This is a genomic window from Pseudomonas sp. N-137 (genome assembly GCF_034555295.1).
Taxonomy (GTDB): Bacteria; Pseudomonadota; Gammaproteobacteria; order Pseudomonadales; family Pseudomonadaceae; genus Aquipseudomonas; species Aquipseudomonas rhizophila.
On the sequence record NZ_JAXUDQ010000002.1, the window covers coordinates 47442 to 69343 of the forward strand.

Sequence of the window (21902 nt, forward strand, 5' to 3'; positions counted from 1 at the left end):
GAAAAGTTGCCCAGTATGCCAGCCCAGAGGAATGTTCCGCGAATAATCGGTCCGAGGCACCTGGGCGCCCCGGACGAATGGCAGGTCAGACGAAGGAGTCGTCATCGCCGAAGAAGGATGAATCGTCGCTGTAGTCGGCGTCGGCGAAACCGCCCTGGTCGTTGCCATAGGCATCGTTACCAGCGACGTTTGAGTCATTGCCCCAGCCGCTGTCACTGCTTGCCGTGTCGTTGACCGGTTGGGCCGGCTCTGGCTCGATGACCTCGACGACTTCCTGAGGCTGCTGGGCACCGTGGAACAGACTGCTGATGCCCTGGGCGAGCATCACGCCCCCGGCCACACCAGCCGCGGTTTTCAGCGCGCCGCTCATGAAGCTGCCGGCCCCTGGAGCCTGCTGTTGCGCGGCGCCGTAGTTAGCGGGCGGCGCGGCGTAGTTCTGCTGGGGTGGCGCATTGAAGCCAGGTCGCGCCGGTTCGCGCCAGCCGCCACCGCTGGCGGGCGAAGCGCCTGGAGCGGACGTTGGCCGTGGGTCGCGCGAGCTGCCACCGAAAATACTCGAGAGAAAACCACCACCGCTGGGCGCTGGAGGCTGTTGCCGGGCCTGTTGCAGGTCCGCTTGCAACTGCTCGATCTGCTGGGTCAGTTGCCTGTTCTGCTCGTCGAGGCTTTTGAGCGCCGTCTCTTGCACCAGAATCGCCTGGGTCATGAAATAGCCCGCCGCGGGCTGGCGGGTCATATGTTCCTTGATCCGCGCCTCGGCCTGGACATCGCGCGGGGCTGCATCCTTTTCGGCCTGTTGCAGCCGTGAAAACAGTCCATCGATCAGGGTTTGTTCTTCGCTGTTCATGGCGACCTCATCAGATTGCCGGGTAGAAAAACCATGCCGGCCCTACAGGACCGGTGCCAGCCAGTAATGGGGCTGGGCACAGAGGTTTCAATGGTCTTTACCTGATGTTTACGTTTGCTTGTGCAGGCGCCTGATCGGTTAAAGTGTCGGACCGCTTTTTGACCTGCGATACCGACTCATGAATCCGTTTGACGTGCTGCGCGACTCTTTGTATTTCTTCAAACGCCATCTTGGCCGGATCGCCCAGCTGTGCCTGCCGCTGGTGATCCTCGAGGCCGTGCTGCAACAAGGCGTGGACAGCGTCGTGGGCCCCGAAGGTTTTTCCGGCTACAGCCTGATCGTCGGGCTGCTGATATACCCGCTCTACACCGCCGCGCTGATTCTGTTTCTCGACGCTCGCAGTCGCGGTGAATCGCCCCGTCCCCGTGACCTTCTCGCGACGGCCCTGACCCTGTGGCCACGCTTTGCCCTGCTGACCGCACTCAATACGTTGCTGATTCTGGTGGGCATTTCGTTGTACTTCCTGCCGGGCCTTTGGCTGATGGTGGTCCTGGCCTTTGGCGAATACCTGCTGGTGCTGCGCGGCCTGACTCCGCTGGCAGCAATGAAGGAAAGCCTGCGCCTGAGCCGCGGCAGTTTCTGGCGCATCCTGTTGTGCATTCTTTGCGTGATGGTCCCGCTCTGGCTGCTCAAGGGCGCCAGCCTGTCGGTGTACCCGCCGCCCCAGAACCCGTTGATCACCTTGCTGATCGACAGCGTTCACAGTTTCCTGCAGCTGTTCACCACCGTGGTGCTGTTCCGGATGTTCATGCTGGTCGCGGAAAAACCTGACAGCCGTTGACGACTGCTGCGCAGGTTACGGGCTTGGGCTCGGCAACTGCTCTCGGTTATGCTCAGGATCACTTTTGCGTATTGCCCATTTAAGTCGAGCCATGACCCGTCTATTGCGCTACACCTTGCTGGGCCTGTTGTTGATTCTCGGCCTGGCCGCCCTGTCGATCTATAGCCTGACCTGGCGCCCACAATCCCGGGAAGCACTGCCGGTCAGTTGCCCCGCCAACACCGCAACGCTCGTGCCTGGCCAGGCCTTGAAGGTGATGACCTGGAACGTCCAGTTCCTGGCCGGCAAGCGCTACGTGTTCTGGCACGACCTGGCCCAAGGTGACGATGAAAGCCCGACCCTCGAAGACATGGCCTTCAGCCTCGACGAAGTGGCAAGGGTCATTCGCGACGAGCAACCGGACGTCGTGTTGCTCCAGGAACTGGACGACGGCGCCAAGGCCAGCGACTACCAGAACCAGCTCAAGTTGTTGCAGGAACGATTGACCGACCTGTATCCGTGCAGCACCAGCGCCTTTGACTGGAAAGCCGATTTCATCCCCGACCCGCATATCTTCGGCAGCGTCGGCCGGCAGTTGGCGACGTTGAGCCGTTACCGCATTGATCAAGCGGAACGGGTGCAGTTGCCGGTGGCCGGGGCCAATTTCATCAGCCGTCAGTTCCAGCCGAAAAACGCTTTGTTGGTCAGTCACCTGCCGCTGAGCAGTGGTGGCCACCTGGTCGTGCTCAACACCCACCTGGAACGGGCCACGCAGCCGGATGAAACCCTGCCGAACCAGGTCAAGGCCGTGAGCAAGGTACTGGACAAACTTGAATCGCGAGGCAAACCCTGGCTGATCGGTGGCGACTTCAATCTGCTACCCCTGGGCCAATACCGGCGCCTGCCAGCCGCGCAGCGCACGCCCTACTCCGCCGACAGCCCTCTGCACCTGCTGTGGGACAAATACCCGATGATCCCCACCAACAACGAAGCTAGCGGCATCGATCGCAGCCACTGGCTGACCCACTACCCGAACGACCCCGGCCTCAACGGCCCTGACCGCACTGTCGACTACCTGTTCTACAGCCCTCGGATCAAGCGGGTCGAGGCTCGGGTGCGGCAAGACGATACCTTGCGTATCTCCGATCATTTGCCGGTGATTGCCCGATTCCTGTTGCCGGCCACGCCGTGATGCCAAGCCACATTCGCCGTCAGACGAGTGTGGCGCTGGTCCGCGTAACCCACGCTTGATCAGGGTCGAGTACCTGTCTCGGCTTCCTGAACCGTCCAGGGTTTGACTTGTTCGCTCAGCGTCAGTCCCAAACCGGGGCGAGTGGGCACCAGCATCCGACCGTCGCGGGTTTCCAGGCGCTCGTTGAACAGCGGCTCAAGCCATTCGAAATGCTCGACCCAGGGCTCGGTCGGATAAGCGGCTGCCAGGTGAACGTGCAGTTCCATGGCGAAATGGGGAGCCAGCATCAGGCCCGCCTGCTCGGCCATTGATGCGACCTTCAGGTAAGGGGTGATGCCGCCTACTCGTGGCGCGTCGGGCATCAGGAAATCAGCGCCGCGCTGTTTGATGAACTCGGCGTGTTCAGCAACGCTGGTGAGCATTTCACCCGTGGCAATCGGTGTATCGAACTGCTGCGCCAACGCGGCATGGCCTTCAGCGTCATAGCAGTCCAGCGGCTCTTCAATCCAGATCAGGTTGTACGCTTCAAACTGCCGACACATGCGCTGGGCCGTCGGGCGATCCCATTGCTGGTTGGCATCCACCATCAACGGGAAGTTGTCACCCAAGTGCTTGCGCACCGCACTGACCCGTTCAATGTCGATGGCGCAATCCGGTTGCCCGACCTTCAACTTGATGCCGCCAATTCCCTTTTCTCGCGAGAGGTCAGTGTTCTTCATCAACTGATCAAGCGGGGTGTGAAGGAAGCCACCGGAAGTGTTGTAGCAACGCACCGAGTCACGTTGAGCACCGAGCAAGCGCGCCAGCGACAGGTTGGCGCGCTTGGCCTTCAGATCCCACAACGCCACGTCGAACGCCCCGATGGCCTGGGTCGACATACCGCTGCGGCCCACCGACGCGCCAGCCCAACACAGCTTGGTCCAGAGTTTGGCAATGTCACTGGGGTTTTCCCCGATCAGCGCCGGGGCGATTTCCTTGGCATGAGCGAATTGTCCCGGCCCGCCGGCACGCTTGGAGTAACTGAAACCCAGGCCCTGATGCCCATCGACGGTCTCGATTTCGGCAAACAGGATGGCGATTTCAGTCATCGGCTTTTGCCGTCCGGTAAGGACCTTGGCATCACTGATGGGATTGGCCAGCGGCAGGATGACCGAAGCGACACGAACCCAGGCGATTCGGTCGTCATCGGAGGACTTGAGCGATTGTTGTACGAGCATGGGGCTCTCCTTGGACAGGCTCTGAAGGCGACGATGATTGCGCAATCATCACGAGACATAAAAAAGACCTTCGTCGATGCTTCAGAAGGTCTCTTGTCTCGATACTACACTGATTGCGCAATCATTCAATCCCGTAAATCCCCGGAAAATCCACTGCCAGGCTCAGGTACTGGCGCGGTCGATGAACGTGAAGCCGGTGTCAATCCGCACGGGTTTGAGATGGGCGCCGGGATTGTCGAATCGTTCAAGCAGTGCTTCAGCCACTTGCAGGCCAATCCTGCCGCCGTCGACGCTGACGGTCGACAGCGCCGGGTAAACCTGCGCCGCGCTGCTGAGATCCCCGAAGCCCATGACGGCCAGCTCAGCGGGCACCTTCAAGCCAAGGCTGGCGGCTTGCGCCAACACACCTTGAGCCACGGTATCGGAGCTGCACACCACGATGTCGGGGCGCACCGGCAGATCCAGCAGCCGCCGCAGCCCCTCGCGCCCCACCTCCAGCGTGGCGGGGGGCGCCAGGACTTCCATCGGCACCTCCTCAATGCCCCGGCGCTGCAGCTCAGCGATAAGACTGTTGCAGCGACGCAGGCCACGCGGGTCGCTGATGGTCACCACGGAAAAGCGCTGGTAACCCTTTTCAAGCAAATGTCGCGCGGTCTCTTGCCCGACTTTTTCATGGGAGAAGCCAACCAGCATGTCCAAAGGGTCTTCACTCAGATCCCAGGCCTCGACCACGGGAATTCCCGCCTGGGCGAGGCGCAAGCGGCTTGATTCGGTATGAAGCGTACCGGTCAATACGATGCCGTCCGGACGACGACCGAGTACGGCTTCAAGCAGTTTCTCTTCCTGCTCCGCGCTGTAGCCGGTCAGACCGAGCAGGGTTTGATAGCCCGCTTGGGTCAGGCGGTCCATCAGCGATTGCACGGTGTCTGCAAAAATGGAGTTAGCGATGGTTGGAAGGAAAATCGCCACCAGACGACTTTTGTTGCTCGCCAGGCTACCCGCCAGCATGTTCGGCACATAGCCCGATTGGCGCACCGCTTCGCGGACCTTCTCCCGCGTGTTCTCGCTCACCAGTTCCGGGCGATGCAAAGCCCTGGAAACGGTCATTGGCGAGACGCCTGCAATCTTTGCCACATCGATCAACGTCAGGCTCGAACCCCTGGTGGTCAAGGTCATCGGTGCCTGGGAGGTGGGCGCTGCTGGTTTCTTTGCCATGAACTGTTCCGAATCTGAAGCCAAGTAACCGGGACTGCGTATAAAGCAGTTGATGGGTCAGTGAATCTACCATTTGCGCCCCCGTGCTGGCGGGCCAAACCGGCGGTTTATCACTTGCGGGGTTTGATCCGGGCCGTGGCTTCGGCCACCAGCGGATCGTCCGGCCAGTAATGCTTGGGATAACGTCCCTTGAGGTCTTTCTTCACTTCGGCATAGGTGCTGCGCCAGAAATTCGCCAGATCCTGGGTCACCTGCACCGGTCGCCGCGCCGGTGACAACAGGTGCAGTTTGACGACCTGTCGGCCGCCGGCAATGCGTGGGGTGTCGGCCAGGCCGAACAGTTCCTGCAAGCGTACCGCGAGAATCGGCGGGTGTTCGCTGTAGTCCAGGCGAATCGACGAGCCCGAGGGCACGCTCAGATGATGGGGCGCCCATTCATCCAGCCGTTGCGGCAAGGGCCAGGGCAGCAGGTTGTGGACGATACTCGACAGGTCCAGGTTGGCGAAATGGCTGAGGCGTGACACGCGCCCCAGGTACGGCATCAACCATTGCTCAAGCGTGTTCAGTAGCGCCCCGTCGCTGACATCTGGCCAATCACTCTCGCTCTTGGCCTCCAGATCGAGCCGGCGCAACAGTGCCACCCGCGCCTGCCATTGCCGCAGCTCCGGCGTCCAGGGCAACAACTCCAGACCCTTGCGCCGTACCAGATTCACCAGCGCCTGGCTGCGCGCCGACTCATCCAGGCCGGTCAGTGGCTCACGGCTGAGCACCAGTTCGCCGACCTTGCGCTGGCGCTCGGCCCGCAGCACGCCTTCACGCTCGTCCCAATCCAGTTGATCCACCGTGCGCACCTGTTCGGCCAGCACCGAATCAAACAGCGCCGGCTCGAAGTCCGTCGCCAGGTAGATCCGTTCTTCCCGCTGCCCCTGACGGCTGCCCAGGTCGGCGATCACCAGCCACGGCTGTTTCATCAGGCTGTCCGCTTCGGCAAACAACGCTGCACGGCCGTTGGCCAGGCGATACTCCGCCCCGCCGGGCCGCCGCTGTTGAGCGACGCGATCCGGGTAGGCCAACGCCAGTAAAGCGCCCAGCCAGCGCGGATGTTCGGGGTCGGCGACGGCGTCTTCGGCCTTGCCCCGCAGGTAACCGCGATATTGCCGGGCCAGTTGCCGCGCCCGCTGCACCCCGCCCTGGGCGCCACGGGCCGCCCGCTCTTCACCGGACAGCAACGCCAGGCGCGTGTGCAGGTCCGCCCCGGCGCCGCGCAGAATGTCTCGCTCACCCAACAGCGCCGCGACGTTGCACGCCATGTCCGCCAGCCCCAGCGACTGCCCGCGCAGCAGCAAATGCGCGATGCGCGGGTGAGCCGGCAGTTCGGCCATGGCTTGGCCATGACGGGTCAGTTGCTCGCCGTCCAGCGCGCCCAGGCGTTGCAGCAGCTCCTGCGCCTGGGCATAAGCGGCGGTGGGCGGGATGTCGAGCCAGACCAATTGCTGCGGCGTCACGCCCCAACGCCCCAATTGCAAAGCCAGCCCGGCCAGGTCCGCCGAAAGAATCTCTGCGCTGCCATAAGCGGCCAGTTGTTCGTGCTGGTCTTCGGACCACAACCGATAGCACACCCCCGGTTCCAGACGCCCGGCCCGCCCGGCCCGCTGAGTGGCGCTGGCCCGGGAAATCCGCTGGGTGTCGAGGCGAGTCATACCGCTGCCCGGATCGAAACGCGGCACTCGCGCCAATCCGGCATCGATCACCACCCGCACGCCATTGATGGTCAGGCTGGTTTCGGCGATGTTGGTGGCCAGCACCACTTTGCGCTGGCCGGGCGGCGCCGGGTCTATGGCCGCGCGTTGGGCGGCGAGGTCCAGCTCGCCATGCAACGGACAGAGCAGCACATTGCCGCCTTCACCCAAGGCATCGGCCAGTTGCTGATGAACCCGGCGGATCTCCGCTTGCCCGGGCAAGAACACCAGTACGCTGCCGGTTTCATCGTGCAGCGCTTCCAGCACGGTCTGCACCAGGCGCGGCTCGATGAACTCGCCGGGCTGGAACGGCCGGCCCCAGCGCACCGTCACCGGGAACATGCGCCCCTCACTGCGCAGGATCGGCGCGTCGTCCAACAACCCGGCCAGGCGCTCGCCTTCCAGCGTCGCGGACATCAGCAGGATTTTCAGCGGCTGGTCGTCGCGAAACAGCTCGCGGCCATTGAGACTCAAGGCCAGGGCCAGGTCGGCGTCGAGACTGCGTTCGTGGAACTCATCAAAAATCAGCAGCCCCACGCCCTCCAGCGCCGGGTCGTCCTGCAAGCGGCGGGTGAGGATGCCTTCGGTGACCACTTCAATGCGGGTCTTGGGGCCCACCTTGCTGTCGAGACGAATTCGGTAGCCGACGGTTTCACCGACCTTTTCCCCCAGCTCGCTGGCCAGTCGCTCGGCCGCCGCCCGTGCCGCCAGGCGCCGGGGCTCAAGCATCAGAATCGTCTGCCCGGCCAGCCAGGACTCATTCAACAGGGCCAAGGGGACGCGGGTGGTTTTACCAGCGCCGGGCGGCGCTTCGAGCACGGCTTCGTGACGCGACGCCAAGGCTTGACGCAGGGCAGGTAAAACTTCATCAATCGGCAAAGAAATCATGCTGGCTCCAAAACAGAGGGCCGAGTATAACGGCGAACTGTTTAGCGTGGTCTGGACTCCAACCAGCAACGCCTTTACCTGCTCAGGAGATTGCTATGCATATTCCCTTTCGCGTGATCGGCGGCGTTCTGGTCGCCTCCCTGCTGACCCAGATCAGCGCCTGCGGCTCGATCTTCTACCCCGACCGTCGCGGCCAGATCGATGGCAAGATCGACCCGGCGATTGCCGCGCTGGACGCCGTCGGCCTGCTGTTCTACATCATCCCCGGCCTGATCGCGTTCGCCGTGGACTTCGCCACCGGGGCGATTTATTTCGAGCCCGGCAGAAGCGTCCAGATCGAGCCAGAAAAACTCAAGCCGGCGATCAACGCCGACGGCAGCGTCAACAACCAAAAGCTGCAAGCGATTTTGGAGAGCGAACTGGGCCGCAGTTTCCCCCTGGACGACCCACGTTTGATCCAAAGCAAGGGCAACGCCCAGCAACTGGCCGCCCTCGGGATTAAACCGGCCGCGTGATGGGTGCTATTGAAGGAACGACCGCGCCATGACCACCAGCACCGAACATGCCCGTCTGCTGCGCCTGGCCACCCGTGCTTCGGTGGCCGTGGCGCTTATTCTGGTCGTTGCCAAGGCACTGGCCTGGTGGCTGAGCGGCTCGGTGAGCATGCTCGCCGGCCTGACCGACTCGGCGCTGGACGGCGTCACGTCGCTGCTCAACCTGCTGGCGGTGCATTACGCATTGCGCCCCGCCGACGAGGACCATCGTTACGGCCACGGCAAAGCCGAGTCCCTGGCCGGCATGGCCCAGGCATTGTTCATCGGCGGCAGTGCCGTGTTGATTGCGCTACAGGCGTTTGAGCGTCTGAAAAACCCGGTCCCGGTGGAAGCGGCCTGGCTCAGTGTCGGCGTGATCGTATTCTCCCTGGGGCTGACCCTGGCCTTGTTGGCGCTGCAACATCGGGTCGTCCGCGCCACCGGCTCCAACGCCGTGCGCGCTGACTCGCTGCACTATCGCTCGGATCTGTTGCTCAACGGCAGCATCTTGGTCGCCCTGGTGCTGGCCGGGTTGGGCTGGCATCAACTGGATGCCTGGTTCGGCCTGGGCATCGCCGTCTACATCCTGTGGAGCGCGATCCAGATCGCCCGGGAAAGCTTCGCGGTATTGATGGATGAGGAACTGCCGCCCGACGTCAGCCAGCGCATGCTGGAACTGGCCTGCGCGGTGCCCGGGGTACTGGGTGCCCACGATCTGCGCACGCGGATCTCAGGTAACCATTGGTTCGTGCAACTGCATCTGGAACTGCCGGGAGAACTGACCCTGTCAGTAGCCCACGGCATCAGCGACCAGGCCGCCGATGCCATACACCGCGCCTATCCGAAGGCGGAAGTGTTGGTGCATGCCGATCCGTCGGAAGTGGTGAAGCGCACCAGCGCCTGACGCCGAACACAGAACCCCGTGGCGAGGGAGCTTGCTCCCGCTGGCCTGCGCAGCAGGCCCAAGATTTTACGGTCGCTGCGCAACCGAGCGGGAGCAAGCTCCCTCGCCACAGGGGAGTGTTTTTCTTTCGAGTGATCAGTACGTCACCTGATACCCACGACTGCTCAAGCAACTCCCTTGGGCCTGACGATAGGTCTGTACCACTTGCGGCGCGGGCGGGTAGGTGTAGTTGCGCGGATCGAAACCGCTCTGCTGCACCGCCCAGCGATAGCATTCGTAGCCATCCTGATTGACCTGCTCGGGAGACTGGCCGTTGGCTGGATAAGCCACCACATCGTAGCTGTTGCCTTGGGGCTGGGGCTGCGGGTTGCTCACCGGCGCGTCAACGACGACGTAGTCCCGGGTGTTGGCTTCGTAGATGTAATAGGCACCGGCGGCGAGGAAAAACAGCGAGCCGCCGATCCAGACTTCCCGGGCATAATCGGGCAGATAACGGGTACGGATTCCGCGCGGCGGCTCAATCACGATATAGCGCGGCCCTTGGGGGCGATACCAGTAACCGCCCGAATAAAAATAGTCATGGCCACGGTAAGGCACGCGGTAGTGACGATCCGGAAAACGATCGATTACATACCCAGGACGATATTGCGGCCCCGGCCCCCAGCCGTTGCCATGACCGTCCGGCCGACCGGACCAGTGCTGATCAGGGCGAGAGTCATGGCTGGGGCGTGGCCCACCGCTCGGATAACCATCACTGCGGCGCGGAATATCGCGGTAGTAACCCGGCCTCGGCTCCTGGGTCTGGGTCACGCTGTCGGGGCGGCCCTGGATCGGCAGGCTGTTACCCGGTGGCTGCGGCGGACGACCATTGGGGTCTTGCGGCGGGCGGTTGTAGGGCTGGCCGCCTTGAGCGTGAGGCTGGACCTCAAACTGGCGGCTGTTGTCGCCGCGAATGATCTCGTTGCTCTGTGGCCGGGGTTGGCCTGAATAACCCTGGCCATTGCCACCTCGCCCGTCCGGGCCGCCACGATTTTGCTGATCGTCGGCCACTCCCTGCGCACTGACACTTGCCCACAACAGACCAACACCTGCCAAACGCCAGATGCGCGACTTCATGAAATTCCTCACAACGGTTCAGGGCCTGATGAATGAGACTGGAAAAGCCTAGGCCGGTTCTGCGACAGATTATCAGTCGCCGCCATTATTTCGCAGGCATAAAAAAGGGAGGCCCGTCGGCCTCCCCTTGAGAACTTCGTCCGTGCGCGACGCTTTTGACGTCGGCTCACCTCACGCCGTCTTCTGGACAGTGTGCAGCTCGGGGGTCTGCCAGACACCGGTGGGTGCTGCGACCGCGGCCGGCCGGATTAGGCGGGCCGCACTGGACTGTTTGTCCGAGCAGTGATCTTGGTGATAAGAATAGGCTCGGAGCACTGACGAATGATTGCGAAGATTGCGTAAATAAACATCACTTGCGCAATTTTTTACCCGCGATAGATAATATCCAGCAATTATCCAGACAAAGGCCCGACCAATGAGCAAACTCGACCGTTACGACCTGAGCATTCTGGCGGAATTGCAGCGCGACGCGCGCATCTCCAATCAGGAGCTGGCCGAACGCATCGGCCTGTCGCCGTCCCCCTGCTCGCGGCGGGTCAAGCAATTGGAAGACGACGGCTACATTACCCGTCAGGTCGCCCTGCTCGACCGCAAAATGCTCGGCCTGAGCCTGACGGCCTACGTGCTCATCGGCATGGACCGCCACACCCCTGAACGTTTCGAGAACTTCGAAGCCGCCATCCGCAATTTGCCCCAGGTGTTGGAATGCAGCCTGGTGACCGGCATGGATGCGGATTACCAGCTCAAGGTCGTGGTGCCGGACATGGACCATTATCAGAAACTGCTGCTGGGGCACCTGACCCGGATTGACGGGGTCACCAGTGTGCGGTCCAGCTTCGTGTTGAACCAGGTGCTCAACAGCACCGAACTGCCGCTGACTCATCTGCGCGGCTGACGACAAACGAGCGCCGCTTCACAGCCGCTCACCGACGTACGCGCGCATCGGCCAGCCCCCGAACCCAAACCACACTCGCCTTGAAGCCACGAATCAGCCTTTGAATTCCCGCAAGGCGTATTCGGCGAGCTTGCCCTGGATGAAGTCCAGAAAGCACTGGATCCTCAGGGCCAGTTGGGAGTTGCGGTAATACACCGCGTTGATCGGTTGGCGATATCCGCTGTTGGCATCGGCCAGCAGCACCTTGAGCTGGCCAGCACGGATGTCTTCACGGGTCATGAAGTCCGACAGGCACGCTATGCCCTGCCCTTGCAGCGCCAAGTGACGCACGGTTTCGCCACTGGACGCGCTGATGGCAGGCTGGATCGGCCAACGATCACCGTGCTCGTGGCGCAGCGGCCACTGATTGAGGCCCTCATTCTGGGCAAACCCCAACAGTGCATGCCGGGCCAGTTCGGCGACAGTGGCAGGTGTACCGTGCTGCTTCAGATAGGCCGGGCTGGCCAGGATATGCAGCGGACTGCACCCCAGGGATCGGGCATGTAGCGTCGAGTCGCTGAGGGTGCCGATGCGGATCGCTATGTCGGTACTTTGCTCGAGCAAATCGATGATCAGGTCGTTGCTGTTGAGTTCGAGCTGGATATCCGGGTAGAGCCCGCGGAACTCTTCGATATGCGGCACGATAGCGTGCAACATGAAAGGCGAAGCCGCATTGATCCGCAACCGCCCCGCCGGGTTTTTCTGGCGAGACGACAGGCGCTCCTCCAGCTCATCCATCTGGTCGAGAATGCCCTTGGCCTGCTCGAAGAAATACTTGCCCTCTTCGGTCAGGTCCATGCGCCGCGTGGTGCGGTTGATCAGCGTGGTATCGAGCTTGGCTTCCAGGCGCGACAAGGTACGACTGACCGCAGACGGCGTCTGCCCGACCTGCTCGGCGGCGGCGGATATCGACCCGCACTCGATCACGCAGACGAAAATCTGCAATTCGTCGGATCTGGCTTTCACGTATCCCCCTGTCGACTGCGCTCTCTTGTGGCGAGGGAATCTATCCCCGCCGGGCCGCAAAGCGGACCCGAGCCCCAGGATAGTATCGGGATACGTGACAAAAGAAAGGTCACGCCTTCAGGCCGAACACCTCAATCAAGTGCTGCTCATAACGCGCCACATCGGCCTCGATATTCGGGCGTTTCATCACGTCCACAGACAGGAAGGTTGGCAATCCGCTCATGCCCAGGAACTGGTTGGCCTTGTGGAACGGAAAGTACACAGCGTCCACACCCTTGGCTTCAAAGAAGTCGGTCGGGTCATCGAAGGCTTGCTGCGGGGCGTTCCAGGTCAGCGACAACATGTATTGCTTGCCCTGCAACAAACCACCGCTGCCGTATTTCTGCGAAGCATCGGAGCGGGTGCGGCCGTCGCTGGCATAGAGGCTGCCATGGCCTTCGGTGAAGACCTCATCGACGTATTTCTTGACGGTCCACGGCGCGCCCATCCACCAGCCTGGCATCTGGTAAATGATCACGTCGGCCCAGAGGAATTTGGCAACTTCTTCCTTGATGTCGTAACCACCGTCGATGAACGTGGTTTTCACATCGAACCCGCCACGGTCCAACACGCTGACCGCCGCATCATGGAGGGTGGCGTTATAGCGACCGTCGGAGTGAGCGAATTGTTTACCACCGTTGAGCAGCAGGACTTTTTTCATGGAGAGCCTCATCGGATTCCAGGGGACACGGTTGAACGGTCACCCAATGGAAAGATTGAAAATGATGGCGGCAGAGTACCGATGAGCTTGCGGCGGAGTAAGCACTGCAACGGCAAAACTGATTTGACCTATACGCACGAATAGGTAGCCAATTCTTGCCGTAGCATTCGCATACTTTTATTCAGGAGCCTCTCCGATGAGCGAATTGCACGGTTTCATCCTGCACGCCAAGACCCGTCCGGAAAAAGCCGAAGCCTTCGAAACGCTGTTTCGTGCCTACGTGGAACCGAGCCGTGCCGAACCCGGTTGCATCGAATATCACATGCTGCGAGACCGGCAAGACCCGACCCTGTTTATCTTCTATGAAATCTGGCAATCCCAGGCTCATCTGGACGTGCATTCGAACCTGCCGCACATGAAGCAGTTTTTTGAGCAGCGCATGGAATACCTGGAGCGCGATTTCGAGATCCGCCGCGTCGACATGCTCAGCCCGTCCTCGGCTAGCCGCTGATCAGCAAATGGCCGCCGAGCACAGCGAGGCCAATGAAAAACACCCGCCTGAACAGCACGGCGCTGATGCGCTGACGCAGCCATTGCCCCAGCCACATCCCCAACAGCGCTGGCGCCAGGGCCAGCACCGAAGCACTTAATTCGCCACCGCCCAAGGCGCCGCGCCACAGCAGGCCGGCCGCCAGGGCCAGTGTCGAAACCGTGAATGACAACCCCAACGCCTGCACCAGTTCGTCCTTGCTCAAGCCCAACGCTTGCAGGTACGGCACCGCCGGGATGACGAACACACCCGTCGCACAAGTGATGAGGCCAGTGAGCAGACCGCACAACGGCGCTGCCCACGGCTCAACACTGGCAGCGACCCGCAATGTCGGCAGCAACAGCCCGCTCAGCGCGTACAGCAATAACGCGCCACCCAATGCTCGCACCGCCCAAGGTCCCCCCACCGTATCGAACCACAACGTGCCCAGAGCGGTGCCGATGCAAATCGCCAGCAACAGTGGCCACAAGCGCCTGATCAGGGTTTGCAGATGACCGCCAAAGGTCAGTTGCCAGATATTGGTCAGCGTGGCCGGGATGACGAGCAACGCCGCAGCCTGTGTCGGAGCCATAGCCAGGCCGAGCAGGCCCATGGAAATGGTCGGCAGGCCGAGGCCGATCACACCCTTGATGGTGCCGGCCAGCAGGAAAGTGCCTATGACCAGCAAAGAAAGGGCAGGGCCAAGATTTTGATAGAAAGCCATGAGTGTGTTCATGGGGCTATCGTGGGCCCTGGCGGTCGGGTTTTGAATCTGCCATATACTGAGATAGCCTCTGGCCGAGCAAGAGGCTGAAGAATTTGCTGAGGCTGTAGACGCCATCGCGAGCAGGCTCGCTCCCACCTTGGATCCTGCATTGTTCTCGTGGGAGCGAGCCTGCTCGCGATGACAATGTTCCAGACACCCCAGAACCCGGCACAGGATCACATCCCCCATGCACTTCGACCTCACCGACCTGCGCCTCTACCTGCACATCCTCGACACCGGCAACATCACTGCCGGCGCTGCCCGCAGCCATCTGTCCCTGGCAGCGGCCAGTGCCCGGGTCCGGGCCATGGAGGCCTCCCTGGGGATTGAATTGCTCGAACGCGGGCGGCGCGGTGTAACACCCACATCGGCCGGCCAGGCACTGGCGCAACATGCCCGGGTGTTGCTGCAACATGCCGAACACCTGCAACAGGACCTCGGCGAATACGCCCGCGGCGTCAAAGGCCGGGTGCGGTTGTTGTGCAACACCAGCGCCATGACCGAATACCTGCCGGAATTGCTGGCCGACTTTCTCAAGGCCCATTCCAACCTCGACATCGATCTGCAGGAATTGCCCAGTTCACGGATCACCCATGCGCTGCGTCAGGGTGCGGCGGACCTGGGTATCATCTCCGACGCGGTGGACATCGCCGGCCTTGAAACCCGGCCCTTCCGCGATGATCCGCTGGTATTGATCCTGCCCTCGGAACATCCCCTGGCTGACGGTCGTCCGCTGAACTTCAATGAGACCCTCGGCCATGATTATGTAGGCCTGAACGCTTCCAGTGCGCTGGCGATTTACCTCGAAGAACAGGCGCTGCACACCGGACGACGCATGCACATTCGCATTCGCGCCGACGGTTTTGATGGCGTGATTCGCATGGTCGCTCATGGTGCGGGCATTGCCATCGTGCCAAAGGCCGCGATCGCGCGGCGCCCGCCCGAACCTTCCTGGCAATGGGTCTCGCTGCAAGAGGCCTGGGCTCAACGCTCACTGCGGCTGTGCGCCCGCCGCTTCGACAACTTGCCCGCCTACGCCAAAGCCCTTGCCACGCACCTGACCGCTCGCTGATGCGCGCTTCTGGATAGGCCGGTGTCGAGCACAGGCATCTGCCCGATCATGTCGCGCGTTAGGGTGCCTGCTCTCTTCTGTCCCTTTCGGAGTTCACATGACCGCCCCCATCACCGTCCTGCGCGATACCCATCCGCTGCCCGTACTCGATGCCTGCAAATGGGAAAAACTCGAAGGCGATCCGCACACCGTCAACCTCAACGCCTACACCAGCGAAGACGGCAGCAAGATCATGGGCACCTGGATCTGTACACCGGGCAAGTGGCGCGTCGACTATGTGAAGTGGGAGTACTGCCATTTCCAGGAAGGCTACTGCATCATCACCCCCGATGGCATGGAGCCGATCCATCTGCGGGCCGGTGACATCTTCGTCATCGAGCCTGGCATGAAAGGCACGTGGGAAGTGGTCGAGACCGTGCGTAAATACTTCGTCTTCGCCTGAAACAAAAAACCGAGAGACCACCCGACATGGTCTCTCGGAAAACAGCTTTCCAAATTGCACAGGCTCTGTGGCGTCGGTGCCCCAGCTCTTATTGCGGCTTGCGATAGCTGTTAACAATCGCCGAAAAATCCTTGCCGCCCTCGCCCCGCTGACTCATCGCCTGGTACAACTGCTGCGCAACCGCGCCTAGCACCACCGGCTGATGAACCTGCCGCGCCGCTTCGGTAGCCAGGCCCAGGTCCTTGAGCATCAGCTCGGCACCAAAGCCCCCGGTGTAGCCACGGGACGCCGGTGCTGTTTCGATCACGCCAGGCCACGGGTTGTAGGTGTCCGAACTCCAGCAACGGCCTGTTGAGCTGTTGATGATCCCGGCCAGTACCTGCGTATCGATCCCCAGGGCATCGCCCAGGGCCATGGCTTCGCTGACGCCTACCATGGAAATCCCCAACAGCAGGTTGTTGCAGATCTTGGCGATCTGCCCGGTGCCGACGTCTCCGCAATGCACGATATTACGGCCCATCTGCGCCAGCACCGGTTGCAGGGTGGCGAACAATTCAGCGGTGGCACCCACCATGAAGGTCAACGTGCCGGCCGCTGCGCCGCCGGTGCCGCCGGAGACTGGCGCGTCGGCCATTGCTACGCCTTGTTTGGCGGCTGCGGCGGCAACATCGCGAGCGGTCTGCGGGTCGATGGTGCTGCAATCCACCGCGGGCGTACCGGCGGCGATGCCGGCCAGTACACCGTCGTCACCCAGCCAGACACTGCGTACATGAGCAGCAGCCGGCAACATGGTGATCACCAGGGCCACGCCCTGGGCCGCATCGCGAGGTGAGGCGCTGATGGTGCCGCCCAATGTGGCCAGTTCAGCCAGCACCGTCTGGTTCAGGTCGAACAGGTTCAGCGAGTGGCCGGCCTTGAGCAGATTGCGCGCCATGGGGGCGCCCATGTTGCCCAGACCGATAAATGCGATCTTCATGTCCGGCTCCTTAACGCAGATTGATGGTGGTGTTCACACCGTCATTGACGCTGTCATCATCGAACCAGCGTGCGGTAACGGTCTTGGTCTGAGTGTAGAACTGCACCACTTGTTTGCCGTATGGGCCCAGGTCGCCAAGCTTCGAACCACGGGAGCCGGTGAAGCTGAAAAACGGCACAGGTACCGGAATCGGGATGTTGATCCCCACCTGGCCGACGTCGATTTCGCTCTGGAATTTACGCGCCGCCGCCCCGCTTTGCGTGAACAGGCCGGTGCCGTTGCCAAACGGGTTGGCATTGACCAGGGCGATTGCCTGATCAAGGGTGTCGACTTCCAGCACCACCAACACCGGGCCGAAGATTTCTTCGGTGTAAATACGCATCCTGGTAGTCACGCCGGAAAACAGGGTCGGGCCGACGAAGTTGCCTTGCTCGAAACCCGGCACGCTGATGTCACGGCCATCAAGTTCCAGCTTGGCCCCTTCCTGTACGCCACTCTCGATCAATTCAAGAATCCGCGCCTTGGCCCGCTTGGAAATGACCGGGCCGACATCCGTGCCCGGCTCACTGCCGGCGTTGACCTTGAGCTTCTGCGCCAGAGCCTTGAGCTCGGGCAGCCATTGTTTGGCCGCGCCCACCATGACCACCACCGAAGTGGCCATGCAACGCTGGCCCGCCGCCCCGAAACCGGCGCCGACCAAAGCATTGAGGGTCTGTTCGCGATTGGCATCAGGCAACACCACCGCATGGTTCTTGGCGCCCATCATCGATTGCACGCGCTTGCCATGCCGACCCGCCAGGTCATACACGTGAGTGCCGACCGCCGTTGAGCCGACAAAGGAAACCGCCTTGATGTCCTTGTGGGTGCAGAGGGCATCCACCACATCCTTGCCGCCATGCACCACGTTGAGCACGCCCGCCGGCACGCCAGCCTCGATGGCCAGCTCCACCAGCAGCATGGTCGACAGCGGGTCCTGCTCCGACGGTTTGAGCACGAAGGTGTTACCGCAGGCGATGGCCATCGGGAACATCCACAGCGGAATCATCGCCGGGAAATTGAACGGGGTAATGCCCGCGCACACACCAATCGGTTGGCGCAACGTGTAGGTATCGACGCCGCCGGCAACGTTCTCGGCAAACTCGCCCATTTGCAGGGTGCCGATGGAACAGGCGTGTTCGACCACTTCCAGGCCACGGAAAATATCGCCCTCGGCATCAGCGATAGTCTTGCCCTGCTCGGCGCTCAGTACGGCGGCGATGCGTTTGGAGTGCTCGCGAATCAGCGCCTGGAGCTTGAGCATGATGCGCATCCGCGCACCGATGGGGGTCAGCTTCCAGGTCTGGAAAGCACGCTGGGCGGCGGCAATGGCGGCATCGACTTCCGACGCCGTGGCGAACGGGACTTTCGCCAGTACCTGCTGGGTGGCCGGGTTGACGATGTCGTGCCATTCGCTGGACTGGGATTCAACCCACTCGCCGTCGATCAACAATTTTACGGTTTGCAGGGCAGTGTCGCTGGGCGTAAGGGAAACGTTCATGCTGGCCTCCGGGACTTGTTCTTATAGAGAGCGCTGGTTCAGCACAGATCAAGGTGCATAGACAGACACCTTGGTGATGAGACGGTTTTTGGAGTATAGATGTGCAAACTTCTAATAAGAACGCACATAAAAACCGGTCCATCATGCAAAAAAACATCACCTCCCTGGGGTCGCTGAATTGGGACGACCTCAAGTTTTTCCTCGAAGTGGCCCGCACCCGCAAGGCCAGCACGGCGGCCAAGCGCCTGGCCGTCGACTACACCACGGTGTCGCGACGCATCAGCTCGCTGGAAACGTCATTGGGGACGCTGCTGTTCGAAAAATCCCGGACCAACGGTTTTGTCCTGACCGCCGAAGGCCAGCGTCTGCTGGGTTACGCCGAATCGATCGAAAGCACCCTGCACATGGCCTGCGAACAGGTGTCAGGCTCTGGGGTGGCGTTGTCCGGCCACGTGCGCATGGGCTGTACCGAGGGCTTCGGCAGCTTCTTCATCACGCCGCAACTGAGTCATTTCGTCGATGCCTACCCGGCCATTTCCGTGGACATCCTGCCGCTGCCGCACTTCATCAGCCTTTCCAAGCGCGAAGCCGACATCGTCATCGCCCTCGAACGCCCCGAACATGGCCCGTATGTGTGCTGCAAACTGTGCGACTACCGACTGCAGCTCTACGCCACCCAGCCATACCTGGACAGCCATCCTCCCATCCACCGACCGGCGGACCTGAGCAAGCATTCGTTCATCAGCTACGTGGATGATCTGGCGTTCAGTTCCGAGCTGCTCTACTTGGCGAATGTATTGCCAGGCGCCCATGCTCACCTGCGCAGCACCAGCGTGATTGCGCAGTTCGTGGCAGCGCAGCAAGGACGATCATTGGCGATCCTGCCGTGCTTCCTCGCCGCCCAGGATCCGCGCCTGCTGCCGGTGCTGCCGGAGGAAATCACCGTCACCCGGCAGTTCTGGATGTACTGCCGGGAGGATTTGAGGAAGCTCAAACGCATCACGCTGTTGTGGGATTACATCCGCGAAGTGACTGAGCAGAATCAGCCATTGTTGATGGGCGAAAGCCGAGAGATGGTATTCGCCGACTAGTCGGCGATGACCACGATGGCGACGCGACGGTTTTCGGTGCGCCCCTCGACCGTGTCGTTGGAGGCGACTGGCCTGCTACTGCCCAGCCCCCGTGTTTGAACGTTTTCTTCGCGCATGCCCACGCCAATCAATACCTTGCTCACGCTGTAGGCCCGACGTATCGACAGTTGTTCGTTATAGGTTTGCGAGCCTGATGCGTCGGTATGACCATCGATCCGCACCCGCTCGATTCCGGCCCCCAGCAGAGCCTTGCCGATTCGCTCGACAATCTCGGTACTGGCCGGGTTGAGGGTTTCCACATCGCTGCCAAACAGTACTTTGCCGGACAGGCCGAAAGCCCATCCCTCATCGGTCAATTCGAACCCTTGTTGTTTGAGCACGGCGACTTGCGCCGGGGTAAGACCTTTTTGGGGTGTCGTCTGGCAGCCGGACAGGGCCAGAACGGTGATGAACAAAAGCGCGGCGAAGCGCTGCAGGGAGAGTTGAGGATATAGGCGCACGAGTCAGCTCCTGGCTTGAAGATCAGCAACCGGGTGCTCCGACCCAGCCGTGTGTTGACCGCCTCTGGCGAGGCGTTTGGCCTGATACATCGCCGCATCGGCGGCGTTGAGCAAGGCGCCTGGTGTAGCGCCATGATCAGGATAAACGGCGATGCCGACACTCAGAGAGGTCAGCACCGAGGCATTGCCGGGCAATTGAATGGGCATTTCCATGCTGGCTATGATTTTCTCGGCAATCCGTTCGGCATCCTCGGTCCGGTGCAAGGGTGCAAGCAGCACGGCAAATTCGTCCCCGCCCAGGCGCGCCACCAAGTCACCTTCACGCAACTGCGCCCGGACCCGTGTCGCCACCGCCGTCAGCACCGCATCACCGGCAGCATGGCCGAAGTTATCGTTGATACCCTTGAACCGGTCACTGTCCAGATAGAGCACGGCGACCTGCTCGTCGAGTTTGTTGGCATTGCGCAGTGCACGGATCAGCCGGCCTTCGAAAAATGCCCGATTCGGCAATCCGGTCAGGCTGTCGTGACTGGCCTGGTGAGCCAGGGTTTCGTTCTCGCTTTGCAGGTGGGTTTGCCAGGACTCCAGCTCATCAAGCAGCGCGTTGAAGTCATTGCCCAGGTTATCCAGTTCGGCGATAGCGGCCGGCGGTACGCGTCGGTCGAGGGCGCGTTCGCTGCGCGCGGCATGGGCCACCTCGGCGAGGCTGCGCAGCGGCCCGGTGATTGCGCGTAACTGGCGCCGCGCCAGATACAACGCCACCCAGGCGCTCACCGCCGTGCACAGGACAATTCCCGCCAGGCCGCTAAGCAAAAACCGCAAAAGGCTGCCGCCATGTCCCGACAGTAGAACTGCGCCTATATTCTGTCCCTGATGGATGATTGGCAGGCTGATGGGCTTTTCCAGGAAGGTTTTGGCGATGTGCCTTTCCAATTCCGACAACAAGCCGGTTTCCGGTCGCTGCCAGCGAGCCAGCAGACGCCCATGCTCGTTGAACACCTCGGCATCGGCGACCTCTTCGGTGGAGGCAATCACAGCCAGCGCCTCGGTCGCCGCCACTGAGTCATCGAACACCACGGCCGCTTCAACGGTATAGCTGATCGAGCGGGCGATCAGGTGCAGGTTGTGATCGGCATAGACTCGCAGCGCCAGTACACCAAGCAACGTCAGGGAGACACTGGCCATGGTGATCGCCACCAACGCGACAATCAGGTGACCGCGACCAATGACCGAGCCCAGTGTGGGACGGATCCGTGCCGTGGGCAGATTCATGGGGCTGCTGGCCTGCGACGTGAAAGCTGTAAAACGCTGGGGTGAATGCGCACGCCACTGCGCGCCACCGAATCCAGGTTGACCTCGAACGAGACCTGTTCGTCAGCGACCCGCAGACAGAACAGGCTACCGACGGTGCACTGATCGCCACCTTCACTGATGCTCAACACAGGTTTACCGATCAAGGACGCGAACAGCCGGGTGCGCTCGTCATGGGTCAATCTGCCGATGTAGATCGCGTTGCAATCAGTGGCAATACTGGGGTGGTCGGCCAGCACCCGCTGCACAGTCACAGGCCGGCCAGTGGCCTGAGTCGTACCCTTGACCAAATCGTCTGTGTATTGAGTCGGCCCGACAATGCACAGCTGCAATTGCGCTGGTTCCACGGGCCAGCGGGCGTAGCTGAGAATTCCCAACACAACCTGGGTGACGGATTCGGCCCGCTGTTCAGCCCGGGTCGTGGTGGCCTGATCCTGGGCGATAACCACAGGCGCCAGTAAGCACAGCAGGCCGGCAAGCAAATATTGCCTCCAGCCCTTGCGGCGCACTGTCTCCTGAACAGCCACACTCATGGAAAGTCTCTTGGTCGATGCAATAAGTGCCGGAAAGATAGCACAGTGCCAAAAAGCCAGCGAGGCAGCGTCCT

The 21902-nt window shown here is 61.6% G+C and carries 22 protein-coding genes; 9 read left to right on the plus strand and 13 right to left on the minus strand.

What is annotated here, in order from left to right; all coding sequences use genetic code 11:
- Positions 1-85: 85 nt before the first annotated feature.
- Positions 86-847: a DUF2076 domain-containing protein gene (locus T3A99_RS00250; RefSeq protein WP_076386442.1), complete on the minus strand. Its 762-nt coding sequence runs from the start codon at positions 845-847 to the stop codon at positions 86-88.
- Between the two features lie 178 nt (positions 848-1025).
- On the opposite strand from T3A99_RS00250, the gene T3A99_RS00255 reads away from it, so the two are divergent.
- Both T3A99_RS00255 and T3A99_RS00260 read left to right on the plus strand, forming a co-directional pair.
- Entirely contained in the window at positions 1026-1688 is a 663-nt protein-coding gene (locus tag T3A99_RS00255; protein ID WP_047229541.1) for a membrane protein, read from the plus strand.
- Between the two features lie 91 nt (positions 1689-1779).
- Positions 1780-2859 (plus strand): endonuclease/exonuclease/phosphatase family protein, encoded by a 1080-nt coding sequence (locus T3A99_RS00260; protein WP_047229540.1) that lies wholly within the window; start codon positions 1780-1782, stop codon positions 2857-2859.
- Between the two features lie 59 nt (positions 2860-2918).
- On the opposite strand, the gene T3A99_RS00265 is transcribed toward T3A99_RS00260, so the two are convergent.
- The 3 genes from T3A99_RS00265 to hrpB all read right to left on the minus strand — a co-directional run bounded on the left by T3A99_RS00265 (position 2919) and on the right by hrpB (position 7918).
- Entirely contained in the window at positions 2919-4076 is a 1158-nt protein-coding gene (locus T3A99_RS00265) for an L-talarate/galactarate dehydratase (RefSeq protein WP_173407412.1), read from the minus strand.
- 162 nt (positions 4077-4238) lie between these two features.
- The gene (locus tag T3A99_RS00270; RefSeq protein WP_274091367.1) at positions 4239-5291 is read right to left on the minus strand and encodes a LacI family DNA-binding transcriptional regulator; all 1053 of its coding nucleotides are present in this window, start codon (positions 5289-5291) and stop codon (positions 4239-4241) included.
- 110 nt (positions 5292-5401) lie between these two features.
- Entirely contained in the window at positions 5402-7918 is a 2517-nt protein-coding gene (gene hrpB / locus T3A99_RS00275) for an ATP-dependent helicase HrpB (protein WP_047229537.1), read from the minus strand.
- 95 nt (positions 7919-8013) lie between these two features.
- Between hrpB and T3A99_RS00280 the strand changes: the two genes are divergently transcribed.
- Together T3A99_RS00280 and T3A99_RS00285 are read left to right on the plus strand one after the other, a co-directional pair.
- Positions 8014-8433 carry a polyribonucleotide nucleotidyltransferase gene (locus T3A99_RS00280; RefSeq protein WP_322833847.1) on the plus strand — a complete coding sequence of 140 codons (420 nt, stop codon included), beginning with the start codon at positions 8014-8016 and terminating at the stop codon, positions 8431-8433.
- Between the two features lie 28 nt (positions 8434-8461).
- Positions 8462-9355, plus strand: a complete 894-nt coding sequence (locus T3A99_RS00285) for a cation diffusion facilitator family transporter (RefSeq protein WP_107322979.1) — start codon at positions 8462-8464, stop codon at positions 9353-9355.
- A 135-nt stretch (positions 9356-9490) separates the two neighbouring features.
- Here T3A99_RS00285 and T3A99_RS00290 read toward each other — a convergent pair whose 3' ends face one another.
- A complete protein-coding gene (locus T3A99_RS00290; protein WP_047229534.1) occupies positions 9491-10471 on the minus strand; it encodes a DUF6515 family protein in 981 nt (326 codons plus the stop codon).
- A 415-nt stretch (positions 10472-10886) separates the two neighbouring features.
- Here T3A99_RS00290 and T3A99_RS00295 point away from each other — a divergent pair, with 415 nt between their 5' ends.
- Entirely contained in the window at positions 10887-11366 is a 480-nt protein-coding gene (locus tag T3A99_RS00295; protein ID WP_047229533.1) for an Lrp/AsnC family transcriptional regulator, read from the plus strand.
- 93 nt (positions 11367-11459) lie between these two features.
- Here the strand turns inward: T3A99_RS00295 and T3A99_RS00300 are convergent, their stop codons facing one another.
- Together T3A99_RS00300 and T3A99_RS00305 are read right to left on the minus strand one after the other, a co-directional pair.
- Entirely contained in the window at positions 11460-12371 is a 912-nt protein-coding gene (locus T3A99_RS00300) for a LysR family transcriptional regulator (protein WP_316912563.1), read from the minus strand.
- A 109-nt stretch (positions 12372-12480) separates the two neighbouring features.
- Complete coding sequence (locus T3A99_RS00305) at positions 12481-13071, minus strand: NAD(P)H-dependent oxidoreductase (protein WP_047229531.1); 591 nt, start codon at positions 13069-13071, stop codon at positions 12481-12483.
- 196 nt (positions 13072-13267) lie between these two features.
- Here T3A99_RS00305 and T3A99_RS00310 point away from each other — a divergent pair, with 196 nt between their 5' ends.
- Positions 13268-13582, plus strand: a complete 315-nt coding sequence (locus T3A99_RS00310; protein WP_047229530.1) for a putative quinol monooxygenase — start codon at positions 13268-13270, stop codon at positions 13580-13582.
- Here T3A99_RS00310 and T3A99_RS00315 read toward each other — a convergent pair.
- A complete protein-coding gene (locus T3A99_RS00315; protein ID WP_047229529.1) occupies positions 13572-14336 on the minus strand; it encodes a sulfite exporter TauE/SafE family protein in 765 nt (254 codons plus the stop codon). The genes T3A99_RS00310 and T3A99_RS00315 overlap by 11 nt on opposite strands.
- 217 nt (positions 14337-14553) lie before the next feature.
- Between T3A99_RS00315 and T3A99_RS00320 the strand changes: the two genes are divergently transcribed.
- On the plus strand, positions 14554-15438 hold the full coding sequence (locus T3A99_RS00320) for a LysR substrate-binding domain-containing protein (RefSeq protein WP_047229528.1): 885 nt from the start codon (positions 14554-14556) through the stop codon (positions 15436-15438).
- A 97-nt stretch (positions 15439-15535) separates the two neighbouring features.
- Entirely contained in the window at positions 15536-15880 is a 345-nt protein-coding gene (locus T3A99_RS00325; protein WP_047229527.1) for a cupin domain-containing protein, read from the plus strand.
- 88 nt (positions 15881-15968) lie between these two features.
- Here the strand turns inward: T3A99_RS00325 and mmsB are convergent, their stop codons facing one another.
- Entirely contained in the window at positions 15969-16856 is an 888-nt protein-coding gene (gene mmsB / locus T3A99_RS00330; protein ID WP_047229526.1) for a 3-hydroxyisobutyrate dehydrogenase, read from the minus strand.
- Between the two features lie 10 nt (positions 16857-16866).
- Positions 16867-18393 (minus strand): CoA-acylating methylmalonate-semialdehyde dehydrogenase, encoded by a 1527-nt coding sequence (locus T3A99_RS00335; RefSeq protein WP_047229525.1) that lies wholly within the window; start codon positions 18391-18393, stop codon positions 16867-16869.
- 143 nt (positions 18394-18536) lie between these two features.
- On the opposite strand from T3A99_RS00335, the gene T3A99_RS00340 reads away from it, so the two are divergent.
- A complete protein-coding gene (locus tag T3A99_RS00340; RefSeq protein ID WP_107322983.1) occupies positions 18537-19484 on the plus strand; it encodes a LysR family transcriptional regulator in 948 nt (315 codons plus the stop codon).
- On the opposite strand, the gene T3A99_RS00345 is transcribed toward T3A99_RS00340, so the two are convergent.
- The 3 genes from T3A99_RS00345 to T3A99_RS00355 are packed head-to-tail and all read right to left on the minus strand — an operon-like array spanning position 19481 to position 21828.
- Positions 19481-19984 carry an OmpA family protein gene (locus T3A99_RS00345; RefSeq protein WP_107322984.1) on the minus strand — a complete coding sequence of 168 codons (504 nt, stop codon included), beginning with the start codon at positions 19982-19984 and terminating at the stop codon, positions 19481-19483. The two genes, T3A99_RS00340 and T3A99_RS00345, sit on opposite strands and share 4 nt — an antisense overlap.
- A gap of 3 nt (positions 19985-19987) precedes the next feature.
- Entirely contained in the window at positions 19988-21256 is a 1269-nt protein-coding gene (locus T3A99_RS00350; RefSeq protein WP_107322985.1) for a diguanylate cyclase domain-containing protein, read from the minus strand.
- Complete coding sequence (locus tag T3A99_RS00355; RefSeq protein WP_274091371.1) at positions 21253-21828, minus strand: YfiR family protein; 576 nt, start codon at positions 21826-21828, stop codon at positions 21253-21255. The genes T3A99_RS00350 and T3A99_RS00355 overlap by 4 nt, the downstream gene beginning before the upstream one ends.
- Positions 21829-21902: the final 74 nt, after the last annotated feature.